Consider the following 17,107-nt stretch of genomic DNA (forward strand, 5'->3'; position numbering starts at 1 on the left):
GGCAGCGCACACCTGATTCAGGTAAATCCCGAAACGCGCCAGAGATCGGGATCGGGCCTGCGGGGGCTGGCCGCGGGCGTTCGGAATATTTCTGAATTTTCCTCCGGTTTGCGTCTTGACGGCTCCGGCCTACGCTCATATTACCACCAAACGCTTCGGGGCCAGCCTCGAAGCCGCAGTGGGCGGTTGTAGCTCAGTTGGTTAGAGTACCGGCCTGTCACGCCGGGGGTCGCGGGTTCGAGCCCCGTCAACCGCGCCACCGCTGCTTAAAAGGCCCCCGTCAGGGGGTCTTTTTGCGTTCCGGGTCAGGGGGTTGGCCTGGTTTTCGCTTCCCCTCCATCCACCGACAGCAGGAACGCAAGCAGCGCCGCGCTGGTTTCGGCGGGGTGTTCGTCGACAAAGAAATGTCCGCCGGACATCGGCGCGGTCCGCTGGGTTTCCAGCCGGTCGGCCCAGGTGGCGGCAAGGTCGTAGCGGCGGGCCATCACGCCGTCCTTGCCCCACATCACCAGTGCCGGACAGGTCACGCGGCGGCCCAGATCGGCGGCGTCGAGATCCATGTCGATTTCCAGCGCGGCGCGGTAGTCGGCGCACATGCCGCGAATGGTGTCGGGATCGCGCCAGGCGGCGCGGTAGGCGGCCAGCGCCTGGGGGTCGTAGACCGACAGATCCGTTGCCCCCCAGCCGGTGAGCGCGGTTTCGAAATAGCCGTCCGGGTCATGGCCGATCAGGGATTCGGGCAGCGGCGCGGGCTGCGCCAGGAAGAACCAGTGATAATAGTCGCGGGCGACCTTGTGGCTGAGGGTGTCGAGCAGCAGATGAGTCGGCACGATGTCCATCACTGTCAGGCTGCGGACCGCTTCCGGCGCATCCAGCGCCATGCGGTGGGCGGTGCGCCCGCCGCGGTCGTGGCCCACCAGGTGAAACCGGTCGAACCCCAGATCGCGCATCAGCGCCAGCGGATCGGCGGCCATCTCGCGAAAGCTGTAGGGCGCGGTGCCCTCGGGCTTGGCGCTGTCGCCGTAGCCGCGCAGGTCGGGGGCGATGACGGTGAAATGCTCGGCCAGCGCGGGACCCACGGCGTGCCACATGGCGTGGGTCTGCGGAAATCCGTGCAACAGCAGAACCGGCGGACCGTCGCCACCGCGCGCATAGGCCACCCGCTGGCCGTTCGCCTGTGCCACATGGGCGTCAAAGCCCTTGATGATGCTCATCTTCCTACCCTTTCCATGTTTCGTCTGATTGTAGCCTAACAATCCCATGCCAGCACATGTAAGAGGGGGCATGAACGTCGCCGCGATACCACAGGCCCGGATGGGCATCTTTTGCATGCTGGCGGGGATGTTCCTGATCTCGGTCAACGACATGCTGATCAAATCGCTTTCGGGCGGCTATCCGCTGCATCAGCTTGTGTTGCTGCGGTCCTGCGTGGGGCTGGTCTTTACCCTGTTCCTGCTGCGGCTGGAGGGCGGCTGGAGCCTGCTGCGCACGGGCAGGCCGCTCTTGCACATGCTGCGCGCGATGCTGATCGTCTTTGCCAATTCGATGATCTATGCCGCCATCGTGGCGATGCCCCTGGCCACGGCCAATGCGCTGTATTTCGTGGCGCCGCTGTTCGTCACCCTTCTGTCGATCCCGATCCTGGGCGAACATGTCGGCCCGCGCCGCTTTGGCGCCATCGGGCTGGGCTTTGCCGGTGTCTTGCTGATGATGGCCCCGCAGCTGGCGGGCGGCGAGGACGCGCTGGGGTGGGTTGTGGTCCTGCCGGTGCTGGCGGCGGCCGGCTATGCGACGATGTCGGTGCTGACGCGCAAGCTGGGCGCGACCAGCCGTGCCTCGGCGCTGGCATTGCACATGCAGATCGCCTTTATCCTGGTCAGTGTCACCATGTTCCTGGTGGCGGGCGACGGGCGCTTTGCCGAAGGCACGCAGAACGAAAGCATCCGTTTCCTGTTGCGGGCCTGGACCTGGCCCCCGGCGGCGGATGCCCTGCCCATCGCGATGCTGGGGCTGGTTGCGGCCGCCGTCGGGTATCTGATGTCGCAGGCCTACCGGCTGAGCCCCGCATCGGCGGTCGCGCCTTTCGAGTATTCGCTGCTGATCTATGCGCTGTTCTGGGGCTGGACGATTTTCGGCGAATGGCCCGCGCCGATGGTCTTTCTGGGCGCGGCGGTGGTGATCGGGTCGGGCATCTACGTCTTTCTGCGCGAGGGACAGCGCAAATCACCCCGCCGCGTGTAGCGACGGCCTGCGCTGGGGGCGGTCGAAGCGGTCCACCAGAAAATCGACGAATGCGCGGATGGCCGGTGACAGGTTGCGCTTCTGCGCGTAGCTGACGGCGACATCCGCGTGGTCCTGCGTATACTCCGGGAAGAGGCGGACCAGTTCGCCCGACGCGATCTTGTGCGCGACCAGGTAGGTCGACAGGCGCGCAATCCCCAACCCCGACATCGCCGCGATGAACACCGCATCGGCACTGTTGCCCTCGAAATTGCCATCGGCCTCCACCGCGTAGTTCACACCGTCAAGTGTCGCCTGCCAGGCATTCCGCCCGCGCGCATTCGACGTGCGCAGGCAGTTGTACCGGGCCAGATCGGCAAAACTCTCGGGCATCCCGTGGCGTTCGATGAAGGACGGCGCCGCACAAAGGATGCGTTCGTTGCGCATGATGCGTCGCACGATCACGTTGGGATCGGTCTCCTGCTCGGCAAAGCTGATGGCCGCGTCAAAGCTTTCCTCTTCGATCTCGATGGTCCGGTCCGTAAGTTCGAGCGAGAACCTGATCTCGGGGTAGGTGGCCAGAAATTCGGGCAGGACGTGGATCAGCTGTGCCTTGCCGAAGGCCACGCTTGAGGCCACGCGCAGCTGGCCCGAGGGGGCATCGCTGAAGCTGCTGATGTAGTCCTCAGCCTCGATGAATTTCTCGGCCATGGCGCGGCATTTCTCGTAATACCGCGCGCCTTCATGGGTCAGCGACACGCCCGCGCGGGTGCGCCGCAACAGCCGATGGCCCACGTGGTCTTCCAGGTGGCCGATCTGCTTGCTGACCGCCGACGGCGTCTGGCCGCTGGCCCGCGACGCGGCCGATATGCTGCCCGTCTCGACCACGCGGACAAAGGCCAGCATCTGTGATGATACGTCCATGACGTTCGGTGCCTTTCCATTTCGGCATAGCCCCTATGCACGAACAACGGGTTGGATCGGGCGGGGGGAGCCGCTATCTCTGCATTGCAGCATATATATACTGCACCGCAGCAGAGACAATGAAAGGAGTGGTCGTCATGGCAACCGCAACGCATCACAACCAATCCACCGCTTATCAATTGGGCAACCGGTTCGAGCAACTGCGCGAGACCCTGGCGCTGTTCCGCAAGCGCCGCGCGATCTATCGGCGCACCTTCAACGAACTCGCCGCCCTCGGCGATCGCGACCTTGCCGACATCGGCATCCACCGGTCGCATATCCGGCGCGCGGCCCGCGAAACCGCAGATATGGAGACACAACATGGCTGATCAAGGCACCCTTCACGGACAGAACGCAGTACACGGCATCCTCGCTGGTATCCAGGGGGCGGCGTCGGGCTTCTTTCGCGGGGCAGCCCGTACCATCGATACGGTCGTCAGGGCGATGCAGTACAGCCGCATGGTCTCTGTGCTGAACGCCCGAAGCGACCGGCAGCTCGAAGAGATGGGCATCACCCGCGGGGACATCCCGCAGCATGCAGCCTATCTGCTTGACTACGAATACGACGGTCTCTGACCCGTCGGAACGAACATCGCGCGGACCGCCGCGCAACAGCATCAATGGCGCGCGTCAATCGCAGGCGTCATTGCCAGGCAACCGGCCTCGCTCCTCCCAGAGACCGCCGGGTGCCGACTTTTACGGTGCTTCCTCCCAGAAGCCGTTATGCAGACCGGCACGTTCACTCCTCCTCCCGAACGTGCCGGTCGCCGTTTCCCAGACCCGCCCCCGATCAGGTCAGCGCATCCAGTATCCGCGCCCAGGACCGGATCCCCTTGTGGAAGCTTTCCATGTCGTATTTCTCGTTCGGGGAATGCAGGGCGTCGTCGTCCTTGCCAAAGCCGATCAGCATCGGCTCGGTGCCCAGGATCCGCTGGAAATGCCCCGCGATGGGGATCGAGCCGCCGCAGCCGATGTAGGCGGCGGGAACGTTCCATTCGTCCGACAACGCCTGACGCGCCTGTTCGAACATCGGGCCCGATATGTCGGCGCCCGAAGCCCCGCTGGCGCCGTGGGCGTGGAACGTGACCTCGCAATCGGCGGGCAGGGCATCCTGCACCATTGCGCGGAAGTTCTCGCGGATGGCCAGCGGGTCCTGTGATCCGACCAGCCGGAACGAAATCTTGGCATGGGCCATGGACGGCAGCACCGTCTTGAACCCGTCACCGGTATAGCCGCCCCAGATGCCGTTGACCTCGCAGGTGGGGCGCGACCAGATCATCTCCAGCGGGGTGCGGTCCTGCTCGCCCGCCGGAACGGACAGGCCCACGTCGCCCAGGAATGCTTCGTGGTCAAAGGCAAGACCCTGCCACTGGGCCTCCAGTTCGTCGGGCAGTTCCGGCACGCCGTCGTAAAAGCCGGGGATCGTGACGCGCCCGGTCTCGTCATGCAGCCCCGCGACCACCTTGCTCAGCGCGCGGATGGGGTTCATGGCGATGCCGCCGTACATCCCGGAATGCAGGTCCTTGCTGGCCGCTTTCACGGTCAGTTCCTCGCCCAGAAGGCCGCGCAGCATGGTCACGATGGCGGGCGTCTTGGATTCGAAGAGCCCGGTGTCGCAGATCAGCGCCACATCGGTTTTCAGCTCTTCCGCGTTCTCTTTCATGAAGGGCACCAGCGACGGCGACCCCGATTCCTCTTCGCCCTCCAGGAAAAAGGTGATGCGGCAGGGCCAGTCGCCCTTGACCTCTTTCCACGCGCGCAGCGCCTCGACAAAGGTCATCAGCTGGCCCTTGTCGTCGGAGGACCCGCGCCCGCGGATGACCTTGCCCTTGGGTGTGTCCTGCACCTCGGGGTCGAAGGGGTCGCGGTCCCACAGATTCAGGGGATCGACCGGCTGCACGTCGTAGTGGCCGTAAAACAGCAGGTGCGGGCCGCTGTCGCCCAGATGACCCACGACCATCGGGTGGCCCGGCGTCGCGCGTTTGCCGGCGTCGATGCCCATCGCCGTCAGCTGCGCCACCAGCCAGTCGGCGGCGCGGTCGCAGTCGGCCTTGTAGGCCGGATCGGTCGAGATCGAGGGAATGCGCAGCAGGTCAAGCAGGCGTTCGGTGGCGGCGGGCAGATCGTCGTCGATCCGGCTCAGGACGGCGTCAAGGGACATGGAATGCTCCGTTTCGAGGGTGTCGGTGCGACCGTACCAGCCAGACCGGCAGTGTCCAGAGAGCTGATCCTACCTGCGGTTGATGAGCCAGCCCAGCACCAGGCAGACCGTTGCCGAGGTCGCGAAGGCGAGCGTCAGCAGCGCCAGGTTGCCAGTGTAGTTTTCGCTGATCAGGGTCCCGACGGGAATCGCGATACCGGTGGACAGGGCCCCCACCACGGCCGCGCCCAGCCCCGCGATATGGCCCAGCGGCTCCATCGCCAGCGCGTTGAGATTGCCGAACAGCAGGCCCATGAAAAAGAAATTGCAGATGAGCCACAGCATGAACAGCCCGAAAGGCGGCAGCCCGTCGGTGGCCAGCGCCAGCGCGCCGAAAGCGGTGCCGCCCAGCACCGCACCGCCCAGTGCCAGGTTTGACAGGAACCGCATGCCCAGACGTTCCACCAGCGCGGAGTTCACGATCGCCGCCACCCCGATGGACAGCGCCCCGGCGGCGAACCACAGGGTAAAGTTCAGCCCGGTGTCGTAGGTCCGCTGGAAAATCTGCTGCGCCAGGCTGAGATAGGCGATGAACGGGCCAAAGATCAGCCCGGTGCAGACGGTATAGCCAATCGCGGCAGGGGTGGTCAGGATCTCGCGGATGCCCGCCAGCAGGTTGCGCGCTGACAGCGGGCGGCGGGCCTCTTTCGGCAGGGTTTCGACCTGCCGCAGGGCAAACCAGCCCCAGGTGACGCAGGCCATGACCAGCAGCAGTGTAAAGGTGGCGCGCCAGTCGGAAAAGGCGATCAGCACCTGTCCCAGGCTGGGGGCCACGGCGGGCACTAGGATGAAGACCGCCATCACGAAGGACATGATGCGCGCCATGCGGCGCCCCGCGTGCCGATCACGGACGATGGCGACCGCGATGATGCGCGGCCCCGACATGCCCAGGCCCTGCAACAGCCGCCCGGCGAGCATCAGCTCGAAACTGCGCGTCAGCAGGCACAGAAGCGTGCCGGCGCAGAACACGACATAGCTGGCGTGGACGACGGGTTTGCGCCCGTAGCTGTCCGATAAGGGCCCCACCAGAAGCTGGCCCACCGCGAAGCCCGCGAACATGACCGAAATGATCAGGTGCCCCTCCAGCGGGTCGGGATGCCCCAGGTCGGTCGCGATGACGTCGAGCGCGGGCAGCATGATGTCCGTGGTCAGCGCCACGAGCGAGATCATCAGGGCGGTCAGGACGATGAATTCAACGAGGGAGGGAGCGGGCTTGGGTGATTGCATGCGTCCCTTTCGCCCAAAGCCCGCGGCGGTGCAATGGCTTTCGGCCGGTGCCCCGACAAAGCGGGGGTGGGGTATTCCGGACTGTGCCCCCCTGCGACACCCTGTACACTCCTGAGAAGTTGATTGTCGCAGCTCGTTTCTGTATTCGTTCTAAAAAATACGCGGCTACGGGTGCCTTGCCGAACGCCGTGACTGCCAGAATTGGAGAGGCGCATGGATTATTCCGCGAAGCTAGATGATGCCATTGCGCGTCTGCACGAGGAAGGGCGCTACCGCACATTCATCGACATCGAACGCCGCAACGGGCAATTTCCCCATGCGGTCTGGACCCGTCCCGACGGGTCCGAGCGGGACATCACCGTCTGGTGCGGCAACGACTATCTGGGCATGGGGCAAAGCCCCGTCGTGCTCGCCGCGATGCAAGAGGCGCTGCAGGCCACCGGTGCCGGGTCCGGGGGCACGCGCAACATCTCGGGCACGACCGTCTATCACAAGCGGCTGGAGGCCGAGCTGGCCGATCTGCACGGCAAGGAGGGGGCGCTGCTGTTCACCTCCGCCTACATCGCCAACGACGCCACGCTGTCCACGCTGCCCAAGCTGTTTCCCGGTCTGATCATCTATTCCGACGCGCTCAACCATGCGTCCATGATCGAAGGCGTGCGCCGCAACGGCGGGGCAAAGCGGATCTTCCGGCACAATGATGTGGCGCATCTGCGCCAGCTGCTGGAGGCCGACGACCCGGCCGCGCCCAAGCTGATCGCCTTTGAATCCATCTATTCGATGGACGGCGATTTCGGCCCGATCGCGGCGATCTGCGACCTGGCAGAGGAATTCGGCGCCTTGACCTACCTCGACGAGGTTCACGCGGTGGGCATGTACGGCCCGCGCGGGGCAGGGATTGCGGAGCGTGACCGGCTGATGCACCGGGTTGACATCATCAACGGCACGTTGGCCAAGGCGTTTGGCGTCATGGGAGGCTACATCGCCGCCTCGGACAAGATGTGCGACGCGATCCGCTCCTATGCGCCGGGCTTTATCTTTACCACGTCGCTGCCGCCCGCCGTGGCGGCGGGTGCGGCGGCTTCTGTCGCCTATCTGAAGCGCGCGCCGGAGTTGCGCGAAAAGCATCAGGAGCAGGCCAAGATACTGAAATTGCGGCTGAAAGGGCTGGGGCTGCCGATCATCGACCACGGCAGCCACATCGTGCCGGTCATGGTCGGGAACCCCGTCCACACCAAGCTGCTGTCGGACATGCTGCTGGAAGACCACGGCATCTACGTGCAGCCCATCAACTTCCCCACCGTGCCCCGCGGCACCGAACGGCTGCGCTTTACACCGTCGCCGGTCCACGGTCCGAAGGAGATGGACGCGCTGGTGCGCGCGATGGACAGTTTGTGGTCGCATTGTGCGCTGAATCGTGCCGAAGCCGCTGGGTAAGCAGCAAAAACTCGTATTGCGCGTTGCCTTGTGTTAGGTTTGGATTAACAAAAGGCCAGACTCGAATCGGCTGCTGAACATCGGGTCAAGGCTGCAGGCAATGAATATACGGGGCATGGCATATGATCGGGCGTTGGTCCTCCAAGGTCATAGAAGAGGATACAGTTGAACCCAAAGGGTTCGACGCCTTTGAACTGCGCCTCGGGGATGTCATGCGCGGCGAACGCGCCACGATGGGCAAATCCCTGCTGGACGTTCAGCGCGAATTGCGGATCAAGGCCTCCTACATCGCCGCCATCGAAAACGCCGACCCCGATGCCTTTGACACCCCCGGTTTCATCGCGGGCTATGTGCGGTCCTATGCGCGCTATCTGAACATGGACCCGGACAAGGCGTTCGCGTCCTTCTGTGCCGAATCCGGTTTCGCTGTCGCCCACGGCATGTCCGCCGAAGCGTCGGTAATCAAGAAACCCAGCTTTGAAGAGCGCAGGATGCGCCCGCAGGAGGCGGATCTTTTTGCACGTCCCAACACCCCCTTTACGCCGGTGGCCGACAGCATCCTCAGCCGGATCGAACCCTCTGCCATCGGGTCGATGCTGGTGCTGGTCGTCCTGATCGGCGCCATCGGTTTCGGCGGCTGGAGCGTCCTGCAGGAAGTCCAGCGCGTGCAGGTCGCCCCGGTGGACCAGACGCCGGTTGTCCTGTCCGATCTCGACCCGCTCGACGGGGCGCTGTCTGCCGCGCCGGAAACCGGCGGGTCGCCCGATGCGCCCGAAGCTCTGGACACGCCCCGCGCCGACGCGCTGGACCGGCTGTATCGCCCGCAGGCGCTGGACGTTCCCGTGCTGGTGGCCCGCGACGCCCCGATCTCGACCATCGACCCGCGCTCGCTGGGCAACTTCGCCGATACCGTCGATGGCCGCGCGACCCCGGGCATCCAGACCGCGGAGCTTGACCTTGAGGGGCTGCCGGGCGATCCGGATCAGTCCGCAACGGTCGCAGCCGCCGGCGGCCCGGTGCCGCAGGTCGTCGAGGGGCTTGCCGACACCGTCCGCATGGTCGCGGCTTATCCCTCGTGGGTGCGGGTGACGGCGGCGGATGGCACTGTCATCTTTGAAAAGGTGATGAACAAGGGCGAGACCTACGAGATTCCGGCAACCGAAGAGCCTGCGACCCTGCGCACCGGTGAATCCGGCGCGCTCTACTTTGCGCTGGCGGACGATTGTGTCGGCCCGGTGGGCGCGCGTGGCGCCATCACGTCGAACCTGCCCCTGCATCAGGAGGCGCTGGCCGAGCTTTACGCGCCGGTCGATCCGACCCAGGAACAATCGCTGAGCCGCATGTTCGCGGACCTCGCAGGGTCCGATATCGACCCCGCGGTGCTGGCGGCGATGCCCTGCCAGACACGGTAAGGTCCCGCCCGACCCATTGCGAAGGGGCCGGTGAGGGTCTAGGTACCTGTTGAACGCGCAACCCTCAGGGAGCCGCAATGTCGCTCAATCACATTCGTCCGTGGCGCGATATATACCGCCGCGAAAGCCGTCAGATCATGGTGGGCAATGTCCCCGTGGGGGGCGGCGCACCGATCTCGGTGCAGACCATGACCAACACGCTGACCACCGACGTCAAAGGGACGATCGCCCAGATTCAGGCGGCGGCGGATGCGGGGGCGGATATCGTCCGCGTCTCCGTCCCGGACGAGGCATCGTCGAAGGCCTTGCGCCAGATCGTGCCGGAAGTGTCGGTGCCCCTCGTGGCGGACATCCATTTCCACTACAAACGCGGCATCGAAGCGGCAGAGGCGGGCGCGGCCTGCCTGCGGATCAACCCCGGCAACATCGGTGACGAAAAGCGCGTGCGCGAAGTCATCAAGGCTGCGCGCGATCACAATTGTTCCATCCGCATCGGGGTCAACGCCGGTTCGCTTGAACGCCATCTGCTGGAAAAATATGGCGAACCATGCCCCGACGCGATGGTGGAAAGCGGGCTGGACCATATCAAGATCCTGGAAGACAACGATTTTCACGAATTCAAGATCAGCTGCAAGGCCTCCGACGTGTTCATGGCGGCGGCGGCCTATCAGAAGCTGGCCGAAGCGACGGATGCGCCGATTCACCTCGGCATCACGGAAGCCGGTGGCCTGATGTCCGGCACCATCAAATCCGCCATCGGGCTGGGCAACCTGCTGTGGATGGGCATCGGCGACACGGTCCGTGTCAGCCTCTCTGCCGATCCGGTGGAAGAGGTCAAGGTCGGATACGAGATCCTGAAATCGCTGGGCCTGCGGCATCGTGGCGTGAACATCATCTCCTGCCCCTCCTGCGCGCGTCAGGGCTTCGACGTGATCAAGACGGTAGAGACGCTTGAAAAACGTCTGGAACACATCAAGACGCCCATGAGCCTCAGCATCATCGGCTGCGTGGTCAACGGCCCCGGCGAGGCGCTGATGACCGATGTGGGCTTTACCGGCGGCGGCGCGGGGTCCGGCATGGTCTACCTGGCGGGCAAGCAGAGCCACAAGCTGGGCAATGAAGGCATGATCGACCACATCGTCGAACAGGTGGAAGAACGCGCCGCACTGATCGAGGCGGAGGCCGAGGCGGCCCAGGACGCGGCGGAGTAATCAGTCCAGATACCGTGGCAGGACCACCTTCGGGATATGTCCGCGCAGGATCATGCCCGGCAGCACATAGAACGGCAGGTCGGTCATGCCCAGCCGGTCGGCGAGCCGTGCAGCGGCGGTATCGCCGGTGTCATGCAGGATAAAGGTCGCGCCGTATTCCCTTGATAACGCGGCAAGTTCCTCGGCGGCGCGGGCGCAGGTGCCGCAGTCCGCCCCGATGAAAAGCGCGATCCGATTGCCGTTCAGGATCTCCGGCTCCAGCGCCGCCAGCAGCGCCTTGTCGTCCGCGATCCTTTGCTGCGTTTCCTGCGCGACCGGGCTGGGAGGGTTCAGCGCCTGCGCCACGATTTCAGGCTCTTCCAGCAGCAGGGCGCGGATTTCGCTGCGCAAGGCCGCGCGTTCGGCTGATGTCAGGTCAAGGATGTCCGTCTCGGCCCAGCCGGGACCGGCCGCCACAAGGGCGGCGGCCAGCGCCGCGCGGCGCAAGGATCAGCCCCGTTTTTCTTCCACGATCGCCTGCATCTGGTCGTAAGGCAGGTAGCCGCGCAGCAATTCGTCCTCCATCACGAAGGTCGGCGTGCCGGAAATCTGCAGTTTCTGCGCCAGCGCGCGGGTCCGGGCGATTTCGGCGGTAACTTCTTCGCTGTCCATTCGTGCCTCGATGGCATCCGCGTCCAGATCGAAGGTTTCGGCCATGCGGCGCAGGGCAGCCGGTGTGATCGACCCGTTGAACGCCATCAGCGCATCGCTCAGGGCCTTGTAGGCGTCGTCGCCCGCCACCTGCTTGGCCGCGATGGCAAAGCGCGATGCCAGCAGCGATTCCTCGCCCAGGATCGGCAGTTCCTTGACGATCATGCGGATGTCGCCGTCGGTTTCCAGCAGCTTCGCCACCTCGCCGTGGGCCCGTTTGCAATAGCCGCAGCGGTAATCCAGGAACTCGACCAGCGTGATGTCGCCCTCGGGGTTGCCGCCGACCCAGGAATATCCATCGTCGAAGATCGCATCCGCATTGTCCGACACCAGGTTCACGTCCGCCTGCGCCTGCGCTTCGGCCTCTCGGGTCTGCAGCAGTTCGACCGCTTCCATGATCACCTCGGGATTGTCCATCAGGTAGGACCGCACCTCGGCCCGGAACTGGGCGCGTTCCGCATCCGACAGTTCGGTCAGGTCCATCGCGGCAGCGGGCAGGGCCAGTGCGGCAGCAAGGACGGGGGCGGTGAGGCGAAACATCATGGCAAATCTTTCCTTGTGGCGCGGGTTGACGGCGCACCGGTGCGGGGGGACAAGTTGCCCAACATTAGGAGCAAGCCCATGCGAAGTTCAACCCGGTCGGCTGTCGATCCCTTTATTGTGATGGATGTGATGCAGGCGGCTTCGGCGGCCGAGGCGGCGGGCCGTCACATCATCCACATGGAGGTCGGCCAGCCCGGCACCGGCGCGCCCCGGGGCGCGGTCGAGGCGCTGGGGCAGGCGATGGCGCAGGGGCCGCTTGGCTATACCGTGGCGCTGGGGCTGCCCGCCCTGCGCGCCCGGATCGCGCAGATGTACGGCGACTGGTACAACGTGGATCTGAACCCGGCGCGGGTGGTCATCACGCCCGGCTCGTCGGGGGCGTTCATCCTGGCCTTCACCGCGCTGTTCGATACCGGCGACCGGGTCGGCATCGGCGCGCCCGGCTATCCCAGCTACCGCCAGATCCTCAAGGCGCTGGCGTTGGACCCGGTGGACCTGCCCACGGCGCCCGAGAACCGCTATCAGCCTGTTCCGGCCGATGTCGCCGACATGGATCTGGCGGGGCTGATGGTTGCGTCACCCGCCAATCCCACTGGGACGATGCTGGACCGCGATGCGATGGCCGCCTTGGTCGGGGCCTGCGACGCGGCGGGCACGTCCTTTATCTCGGACGAGATCTATCACGGCATCGAATACGACAAGAAGGCGGTCACGGCGCTGGAGGTGACGGACGACTGCTATGTCATCAATTCGTTTTCCAAGTATTTCTCCATGACCGGCTGGCGGGTCGGATGGATGGTGGTGCCCGAGGATCACGTGCGCGTGGTCGAAAGGATCGCGCAGAACATGTTCATCTGCGCCCCTCATGCCAGCCAGATCGCCGCGCTGGCGGCGATGGACTGCGATGCGGAACTGCAGGGCAACATGGATGTCTACCGCGCCAACCGCGCCCTGATGTCTCAGGGGCTGGTCGAGGCCGGGTTCACCCGGATCGCCCCGCCGGACGGGGCGTTCTACGTCTATGCCGATGTGTCCGATCTGACCGACGACAGCCGCGCCTTTGCCGCCGAAGTCCTTGAAAAGGCGGGCGTGGCCGTCACACCGGGGCTGGATTTCGACCCGGCGCGCGGCCTGTCGACGCTGCGGTTTTCCTATGCCCGCAGCACGGCGGATATCGCCGAGGGTCTGGCCCGGCTCAAAGCCTTCATGGCGGCGCGCTGAGGCTGGCGGCAGGGCGGCAATGGTGCTACCCTGCCGCCAACAACAGCGTAAAGCGGTGGCAGATGCGGGCGGTTCTTTCGACATTTCTGGCTTTGATCCTGTGGGCCTTGCCTGTGGCGGCGCAGGACCTGACCGCGCTGGCGCGGGTGGACGGTGCGCGCAGCGGCATCACCGATGGCTGGTTCGGGCGGACAGACATCCGGCTGGGCCTCAGCCAGGGGGTGCCGTTCCGGGTGTTCCTGCTGGATGATCCGGCGCGTCTCGTCGTCGATTTCCGCGAGGCCGACTGGGCGGGGATCGCACCCGACATGCTGCTGGCCGAACCGGGGCGGGTGTCCGCCGTGCGCTTCGGCGCGTTCCAGCCCGGCTGGTCGCGGCTGGTGGCCGACCTTTCGGTGCCGATGGTCCCGGTCGAGATCGGCCTGCCGGTAGACGAGGCCAGCGGCAACGCCACGCTGGAGATCGCGCTGAAAGAGGCCACGCCCGAGGAATACGCCGCCGCCGCCGGTGCGCCGGTGGACCCGTCCTGGACGCAGGCGCTGGTTGCCCCTTCCAAGCCACGGCAGCCAAAGGACGACCGCTTTGTCGTGGTGCTTGATCCGGGCCACGGCGGCATCGACCCCGGTGCCGAAGCAGGCGGCGTGACGGAAAAGGACCTGATGCTCAGCTTTGCCCGCGCCCTGCAGGATACATTGCGGCGCGCGGGCGTTGACGCGGTGCTGACCCGCGACGACGACATCTTCGTGGCGCTGGAACACCGGGTTGCCATCGCCCACCATCAAAACGCGGACCTGTTCATCTCCCTTCATGCGGACAGCCTGCGCCAGGGGGGGGCAAAGGGCGCAACCGTCTATACCCTGTCGGACGACGCAAGCGACACCGCCACGGAACACCTGGCGGCACGGCACAACCGCGCCGACATCATCGCCGGGGCCGACCTCACGGGGTCGGACGACCAGGTGGCGGGCATCCTGCTGGATCTGGCCCGGCAAGAGACCGAACCGCGGTCCGCGGCGCTGGCCACGACCCTGATCGAGGGGATGAAACAGGCAGGCGGCCCCCTGAACCGGCGCCCCCTGCGCCGCGCCGGATTTTCGGTGCTGAAATCCGCCGACATCCCTTCGGTCCTGATCGAGGTCGGCTTTCTCAGCAACGAGAGAGATCTCAAGAACCTGCGCGATCCGGTCTGGCGGTCAGTCATGGTCAGCGGCATCGCGGATGCGATTCTGGAATGGCGCGATGCCGATGCCGCCCGCGCGCCGCTGGTGCGGCAGTAACGCCGCGATCACAAAGCGTTTTGTGGGCGGGAAACGGCCCAAAACAACAGCTTTGGCATTTTGACCATTCCGGCCCCAACCGCTATAACCGGCAGAGTTTTCCCGTGACCAGAAGGGCCCAGCGCCGTGTTCCGATTCATTCTGTCATTCTTTGGCGGCATCTTTACGACCCTGACGATGAGCATCGGCATGGTGGCACTGACCATTGGTGCGATTTTCTGGATGTACGGGCGCGATCTGCCCAGCCACGAGAGCCTTGCGCAATACACGCCGCCCACGATCAGCCGCATCTACTCGGGTCAGGGCCGGCTGATCGACGAATTCGCCAAGGAGCGGCGCCTGTTCGCGCCCGCCGACACGATCCCGGATCTGGTCAAGCAGGCGTTCATCTCTGCCGAGGACAAGAATTTCTATACCCACGAAGGCTATGACCTGCGCGGCATCGCGGCGGCGGGGATCGACGCGGTGAAATCCCGCGGGCGCGAGGTGCGCGGTGCATCAACCATCACCCAGCAGGTGATGAAGAACTTTCTGCTGTCCGGCGACCGCCGGGCGGAGCGCAAGATCAAGGAAATCATCCTGGCCGCGCGGCTGGAGGAATCGCTGCCCAAGGAAAAGATCCTTGAGCTCTACCTGAACGAGATCTTTCTCGGGCAGAACTCCTACGGTGTGGCGGCGGCCAGCCAGACCTACTTCAACAAGACGCTTGCCGAACTGGCCCCGCACGAGGCGGCGTTTCTCGCGTCGCTGCCCAAGGCCCCGTCGGATTATCACCCGGTCCGGCGCAAGGACCGCCTGATTGCGCGCCGCAACTACGTTCTGCGCGAGATGAAGGAAAACGGCTACATCACCAATGCGGTCTACGAACAGGAGCGGGCGCAGCCGCTGCGGTCGGTCCAGAACGGCGACTACGAGAGCTTCAAGGCCGACCTGCCGCCGCGCGACTATTTCACCGACGAAATCCGCCGCCAGCTGTCCGACGACTTTGGCGAGGGCGAATTCTTTACCGGCGGTCTGACGGTGCGCGCCACCATCGACAACGAAATGCAGCCCATCGCCGCCAACGCCCTGCGCGAGCAGCTTGAGCAATACGACCGGGGCCGTGGCGTCTGGCGCGGCACCGGCAAGACCATCGCCGCCGAGGCGCTGCGGTCCGAGGAAGACTGGCGTGCCGCGCTGGCGGATCTGCGGGTGCCCCGCGACATCGACCTGGAAAATCAATGGTATCCGGCGGTGGTCCTGGAAATCGGCGACAGCGACGCGCGCATCGGCATCGAAGGCGTGGAGGAAGACGCGGACGGTCACTGGATACCGGCCAAGGACGTGCAATGGGCCCGCAAACGCCTGGACGATGGCAAGCTGGCGGCAAAAGCCAACGTGGCCGGAGACCTGGTAGAGGTCGGCGATGTGGTGCTGGTGCGCCGGATGACGTCCGATTCCGACGGCTCCTTCATCCGCTGGACGCTGCGGCAGGTGCCGGAAGTGCAGGGCGCCTTCGTGGCGATGGACGTGAACACCGGGCGGGTGATCGCCATGCAGGGCGGGTTCTCCTATCAGGATTCGGTGTTCAACCGTGCAACCCAGGCACAGCGCCAGCCCGGTTCGTCCTTCAAGCCCTTCGTCTATGCCTCGGCGCTTGATTCCGGCTATTCGCCCGCGACCATCGTCGTGGACGCCCCGATCGAGATCAACACACCGCAGGGGGTCTGGCGGCCCAAGAACGCCTCCAACCGCTACTACGGGCCGACCCCGCTGCGGACGGGCATCGAACAGTCGCGCAACCTGATGACCATTCGCCTGGCGCAAGAGGTGGGCATGGATGTGGTGGGCAGCTACGCCGAACGCTTTGGCGTCTATGACGACCTTGCCCCGGTGCTGGCAAACGCGCTCGGCAGTCAGGAAACCACGCTCTACCAGATGGTCAGCGCCTATGCGATGTTCGCCAATGGCGGCGAGCGGGTCCAGCCGACGCTGGTCGACCGGGTGCAGGACCGCTATGGCCGCACCGTCTACAAACACGACGAGCGGCTGTGCAACGACTGCCAGGTCGCGAGCCTGCCTGCGGGCACCGCCCCGCGCATCATCTCGAACCGAGAGCGGGTGATGGACCCGGTCACGGCCTACCAGCTGACGTCGATGATGCGCGGCGTGGTGGAGCGGGGCACGGCGCGGTCCGCCGTCAACCTGCCGGTGCCGACCGCGGGCAAGACCGGCACGACCAACGATGAAAAGGACGCGTGGTTTGTCGGCTTCACGTCGAACATCGTGGCGGGCTGCTACATCGGTTATGACCAGCCCCGCCCGATGGGTCGGGGCGCCGGTGGCGGGCGGCTTTGCGCGCCGGTGTTCCAGCGTTTCATGACCGAGGCGGTCAAGAAGTACGGCGGCGGCGACTTCAAGGTGCCGGAGCTGTGCAATTTCATCAAGATCGACCGCTTTTCCGGCGCGCGCCTGAGTGACAGCGCATCGGGCCCGAACGTGGTTTCCGAATGTTTCCGCGAGGGCGAGGAGCCGATTTTCGGCATCACCTTCGACGGCGGCTTTGCCATGGGGGCCGATCTGCCCCTGGTAGAGGAGCTGGGCCAGTCCGCGCGGCAGGTCACGACCTCGACCGGCCGCAAGGCGACCGTCGGCCCCAAGGCGAGCTTTGGCACCCTGTCGTCGGGCGGGCTGTACTGAAACCGGGGGGCGCGCCGATGGCACGGG

General features: G+C 65.3%; 15 protein-coding genes and 1 tRNA gene. 10 read left to right on the forward strand and 6 right to left on the reverse strand.

Annotated features, from left to right (window positions below):
- The first annotated feature begins 182 nt into the window (after positions 1 to 182).
- Positions 183 to 259, forward strand: a tRNA-Asp gene (locus FIU94_RS13185).
- Between the two features lie 46 nt (positions 260 to 305).
- Here FIU94_RS13185 and FIU94_RS13190 read toward each other — a convergent pair.
- On the reverse strand, positions 306 to 1,214 hold the full coding sequence (locus FIU94_RS13190; protein ID WP_152466226.1) for an alpha/beta fold hydrolase: 909 nt from the start codon (positions 1,212 to 1,214) through the stop codon (positions 306 to 308).
- 70 nt (positions 1,215 to 1,284) lie between these two features.
- Here FIU94_RS13190 and FIU94_RS13195 point away from each other — a divergent pair, with 70 nt between their 5' ends.
- A complete protein-coding gene (locus tag FIU94_RS13195; RefSeq protein ID WP_152466227.1) occupies positions 1,285 to 2,241 on the forward strand; it encodes a DMT family transporter in 957 nt (318 codons plus the stop codon).
- Here FIU94_RS13195 and FIU94_RS13200 read toward each other — a convergent pair.
- On the reverse strand, positions 2,224 to 3,144 hold the full coding sequence (locus FIU94_RS13200) for a LysR family transcriptional regulator (RefSeq protein ID WP_152466228.1): 921 nt from the start codon (positions 3,142 to 3,144) through the stop codon (positions 2,224 to 2,226). The two genes, FIU94_RS13195 and FIU94_RS13200, sit on opposite strands and share 18 nt — an antisense overlap.
- A gap of 137 nt (positions 3,145 to 3,281) precedes the next feature.
- Here FIU94_RS13200 and FIU94_RS13205 point away from each other — a divergent pair, with 137 nt between their 5' ends.
- Positions 3,282 to 3,512, forward strand: a complete 231-nt coding sequence (locus FIU94_RS13205) for a DUF1127 domain-containing protein (protein WP_152466229.1) — start codon at positions 3,282 to 3,284, stop codon at positions 3,510 to 3,512.
- Positions 3,505 to 3,759, forward strand: coding sequence for a DUF1127 domain-containing protein (locus FIU94_RS13210; RefSeq protein WP_152466230.1), 255 nt, complete (start codon positions 3,505 to 3,507; stop codon positions 3,757 to 3,759). Before FIU94_RS13205 ends, FIU94_RS13210 begins: the two co-directional genes overlap by 8 nt.
- Before the next feature lie 214 nt (positions 3,760 to 3,973).
- On the opposite strand, the gene FIU94_RS13215 is transcribed toward FIU94_RS13210, so the two are convergent.
- Complete coding sequence (locus tag FIU94_RS13215) at positions 3,974 to 5,344, reverse strand: M20/M25/M40 family metallo-hydrolase (protein ID WP_152466231.1); 1,371 nt, start codon at positions 5,342 to 5,344, stop codon at positions 3,974 to 3,976.
- Positions 5,345 to 5,413: 69 nt separating this feature from the next.
- Positions 5,414 to 6,610 (reverse strand): multidrug effflux MFS transporter, encoded by a 1,197-nt coding sequence (locus tag FIU94_RS13220; RefSeq protein ID WP_152466232.1) that lies wholly within the window; start codon positions 6,608 to 6,610, stop codon positions 5,414 to 5,416.
- Between the two features lie 213 nt (positions 6,611 to 6,823).
- Here FIU94_RS13220 and hemA point away from each other — a divergent pair, with 213 nt between their 5' ends.
- The 3 genes from hemA (at position 6,824) to ispG (ending at position 10,670) form a co-directional block, all read left to right on the forward strand.
- On the forward strand, positions 6,824 to 8,047 hold the full coding sequence (hemA, locus tag FIU94_RS13225; protein WP_152466233.1) for a 5-aminolevulinate synthase: 1,224 nt from the start codon (positions 6,824 to 6,826) through the stop codon (positions 8,045 to 8,047).
- A gap of 122 nt (positions 8,048 to 8,169) precedes the next feature.
- Positions 8,170 to 9,459, forward strand: coding sequence for a helix-turn-helix domain-containing protein (locus FIU94_RS13230; protein WP_152466234.1), 1,290 nt, complete (start codon positions 8,170 to 8,172; stop codon positions 9,457 to 9,459).
- A gap of 77 nt (positions 9,460 to 9,536) precedes the next feature.
- The gene (ispG, locus tag FIU94_RS13235; protein WP_152466235.1) at positions 9,537 to 10,670 is read left to right on the forward strand and encodes a flavodoxin-dependent (E)-4-hydroxy-3-methylbut-2-enyl-diphosphate synthase; all 1,134 of its coding nucleotides are present in this window, start codon (positions 9,537 to 9,539) and stop codon (positions 10,668 to 10,670) included.
- Here the strand turns inward: ispG and FIU94_RS13240 are convergent, their stop codons facing one another.
- Together FIU94_RS13240 and FIU94_RS13245 are read right to left on the reverse strand one after the other, a co-directional pair.
- Complete coding sequence (locus tag FIU94_RS13240) at positions 10,671 to 11,156, reverse strand: disulfide bond formation protein DsbA (protein ID WP_254702540.1); 486 nt, start codon at positions 11,154 to 11,156, stop codon at positions 10,671 to 10,673.
- 3 nt (positions 11,157 to 11,159) lie between these two features.
- Positions 11,160 to 11,903: a DsbA family protein gene (locus tag FIU94_RS13245; protein WP_152466236.1), complete on the reverse strand. Its 744-nt coding sequence runs from the start codon at positions 11,901 to 11,903 to the stop codon at positions 11,160 to 11,162.
- A gap of 78 nt (positions 11,904 to 11,981) precedes the next feature.
- On the opposite strand from FIU94_RS13245, the gene FIU94_RS13250 reads away from it, so the two are divergent.
- The 3 genes from FIU94_RS13250 (at position 11,982) to FIU94_RS13260 (ending at position 17,080) form a co-directional block, all read left to right on the forward strand.
- Positions 11,982 to 13,124, forward strand: coding sequence for a pyridoxal phosphate-dependent aminotransferase (locus tag FIU94_RS13250; RefSeq protein WP_152466237.1), 1,143 nt, complete (start codon positions 11,982 to 11,984; stop codon positions 13,122 to 13,124).
- Positions 13,125 to 13,186: 62 nt separating this feature from the next.
- A complete protein-coding gene (locus FIU94_RS13255) occupies positions 13,187 to 14,401 on the forward strand; it encodes an N-acetylmuramoyl-L-alanine amidase (RefSeq protein ID WP_152466238.1) in 1,215 nt (404 codons plus the stop codon).
- Positions 14,402 to 14,527: 126 nt separating this feature from the next.
- The gene (locus FIU94_RS13260) at positions 14,528 to 17,080 is read left to right on the forward strand and encodes a penicillin-binding protein 1A (RefSeq protein WP_152466239.1); all 2,553 of its coding nucleotides are present in this window, start codon (positions 14,528 to 14,530) and stop codon (positions 17,078 to 17,080) included.
- The last annotated feature ends 27 nt before the right edge of the window (positions 17,081 to 17,107 follow it).

It is taken from the genome of Sulfitobacter sp. THAF37 (assembly GCF_009363555.1).
Taxonomy (GTDB): domain Bacteria; phylum Pseudomonadota; class Alphaproteobacteria; order Rhodobacterales; family Rhodobacteraceae; genus Sulfitobacter.

Bases quoted from the DNA above. Each gene is read 5' to 3' on its own strand.
- FIU94_RS13200 (WP_152466228.1), bottom strand. From the start codon at position 3,144: ATGGACGTATCATCACAGATGCTGGCCTTTGTCCGCGTGGTCGAGACG.
- FIU94_RS13215 (WP_152466231.1), bottom strand. From the start codon at position 5,344: ATGTCCCTTGACGCCGTCCTGAGCCGGATCGACGACGATCTGCCCGCC.
- FIU94_RS13210 (WP_152466230.1), top strand. From the start codon at position 3,505: ATGGCTGATCAAGGCACCCTTCACGGACAGAACGCAGTACACGGCATC.
- FIU94_RS13230 (WP_152466234.1), top strand. From the start codon at position 8,170: ATGATCGGGCGTTGGTCCTCCAAGGTCATAGAAGAGGATACAGTTGAA.
- ispG (WP_152466235.1), top strand. From the start codon at position 9,537: ATGTCGCTCAATCACATTCGTCCGTGGCGCGATATATACCGCCGCGAA.
- hemA (WP_152466233.1), top strand. From the start codon at position 6,824: ATGGATTATTCCGCGAAGCTAGATGATGCCATTGCGCGTCTGCACGAG.
- FIU94_RS13205 (WP_152466229.1), top strand. From the start codon at position 3,282: ATGGCAACCGCAACGCATCACAACCAATCCACCGCTTATCAATTGGGC.
- FIU94_RS13245 (WP_152466236.1), bottom strand. From the start codon at position 11,903: ATGATGTTTCGCCTCACCGCCCCCGTCCTTGCTGCCGCACTGGCCCTG.
- FIU94_RS13220 (WP_152466232.1), bottom strand. From the start codon at position 6,610: ATGCAATCACCCAAGCCCGCTCCCTCCCTCGTTGAATTCATCGTCCTG.
- FIU94_RS13190 (WP_152466226.1), bottom strand. From the start codon at position 1,214: ATGAGCATCATCAAGGGCTTTGACGCCCATGTGGCACAGGCGAACGGC.
- FIU94_RS13195 (WP_152466227.1), top strand. From the start codon at position 1,285: ATGAACGTCGCCGCGATACCACAGGCCCGGATGGGCATCTTTTGCATG.
- FIU94_RS13250 (WP_152466237.1), top strand. From the start codon at position 11,982: ATGCGAAGTTCAACCCGGTCGGCTGTCGATCCCTTTATTGTGATGGAT.
- FIU94_RS13255 (WP_152466238.1), top strand. From the start codon at position 13,187: ATGCGGGCGGTTCTTTCGACATTTCTGGCTTTGATCCTGTGGGCCTTG.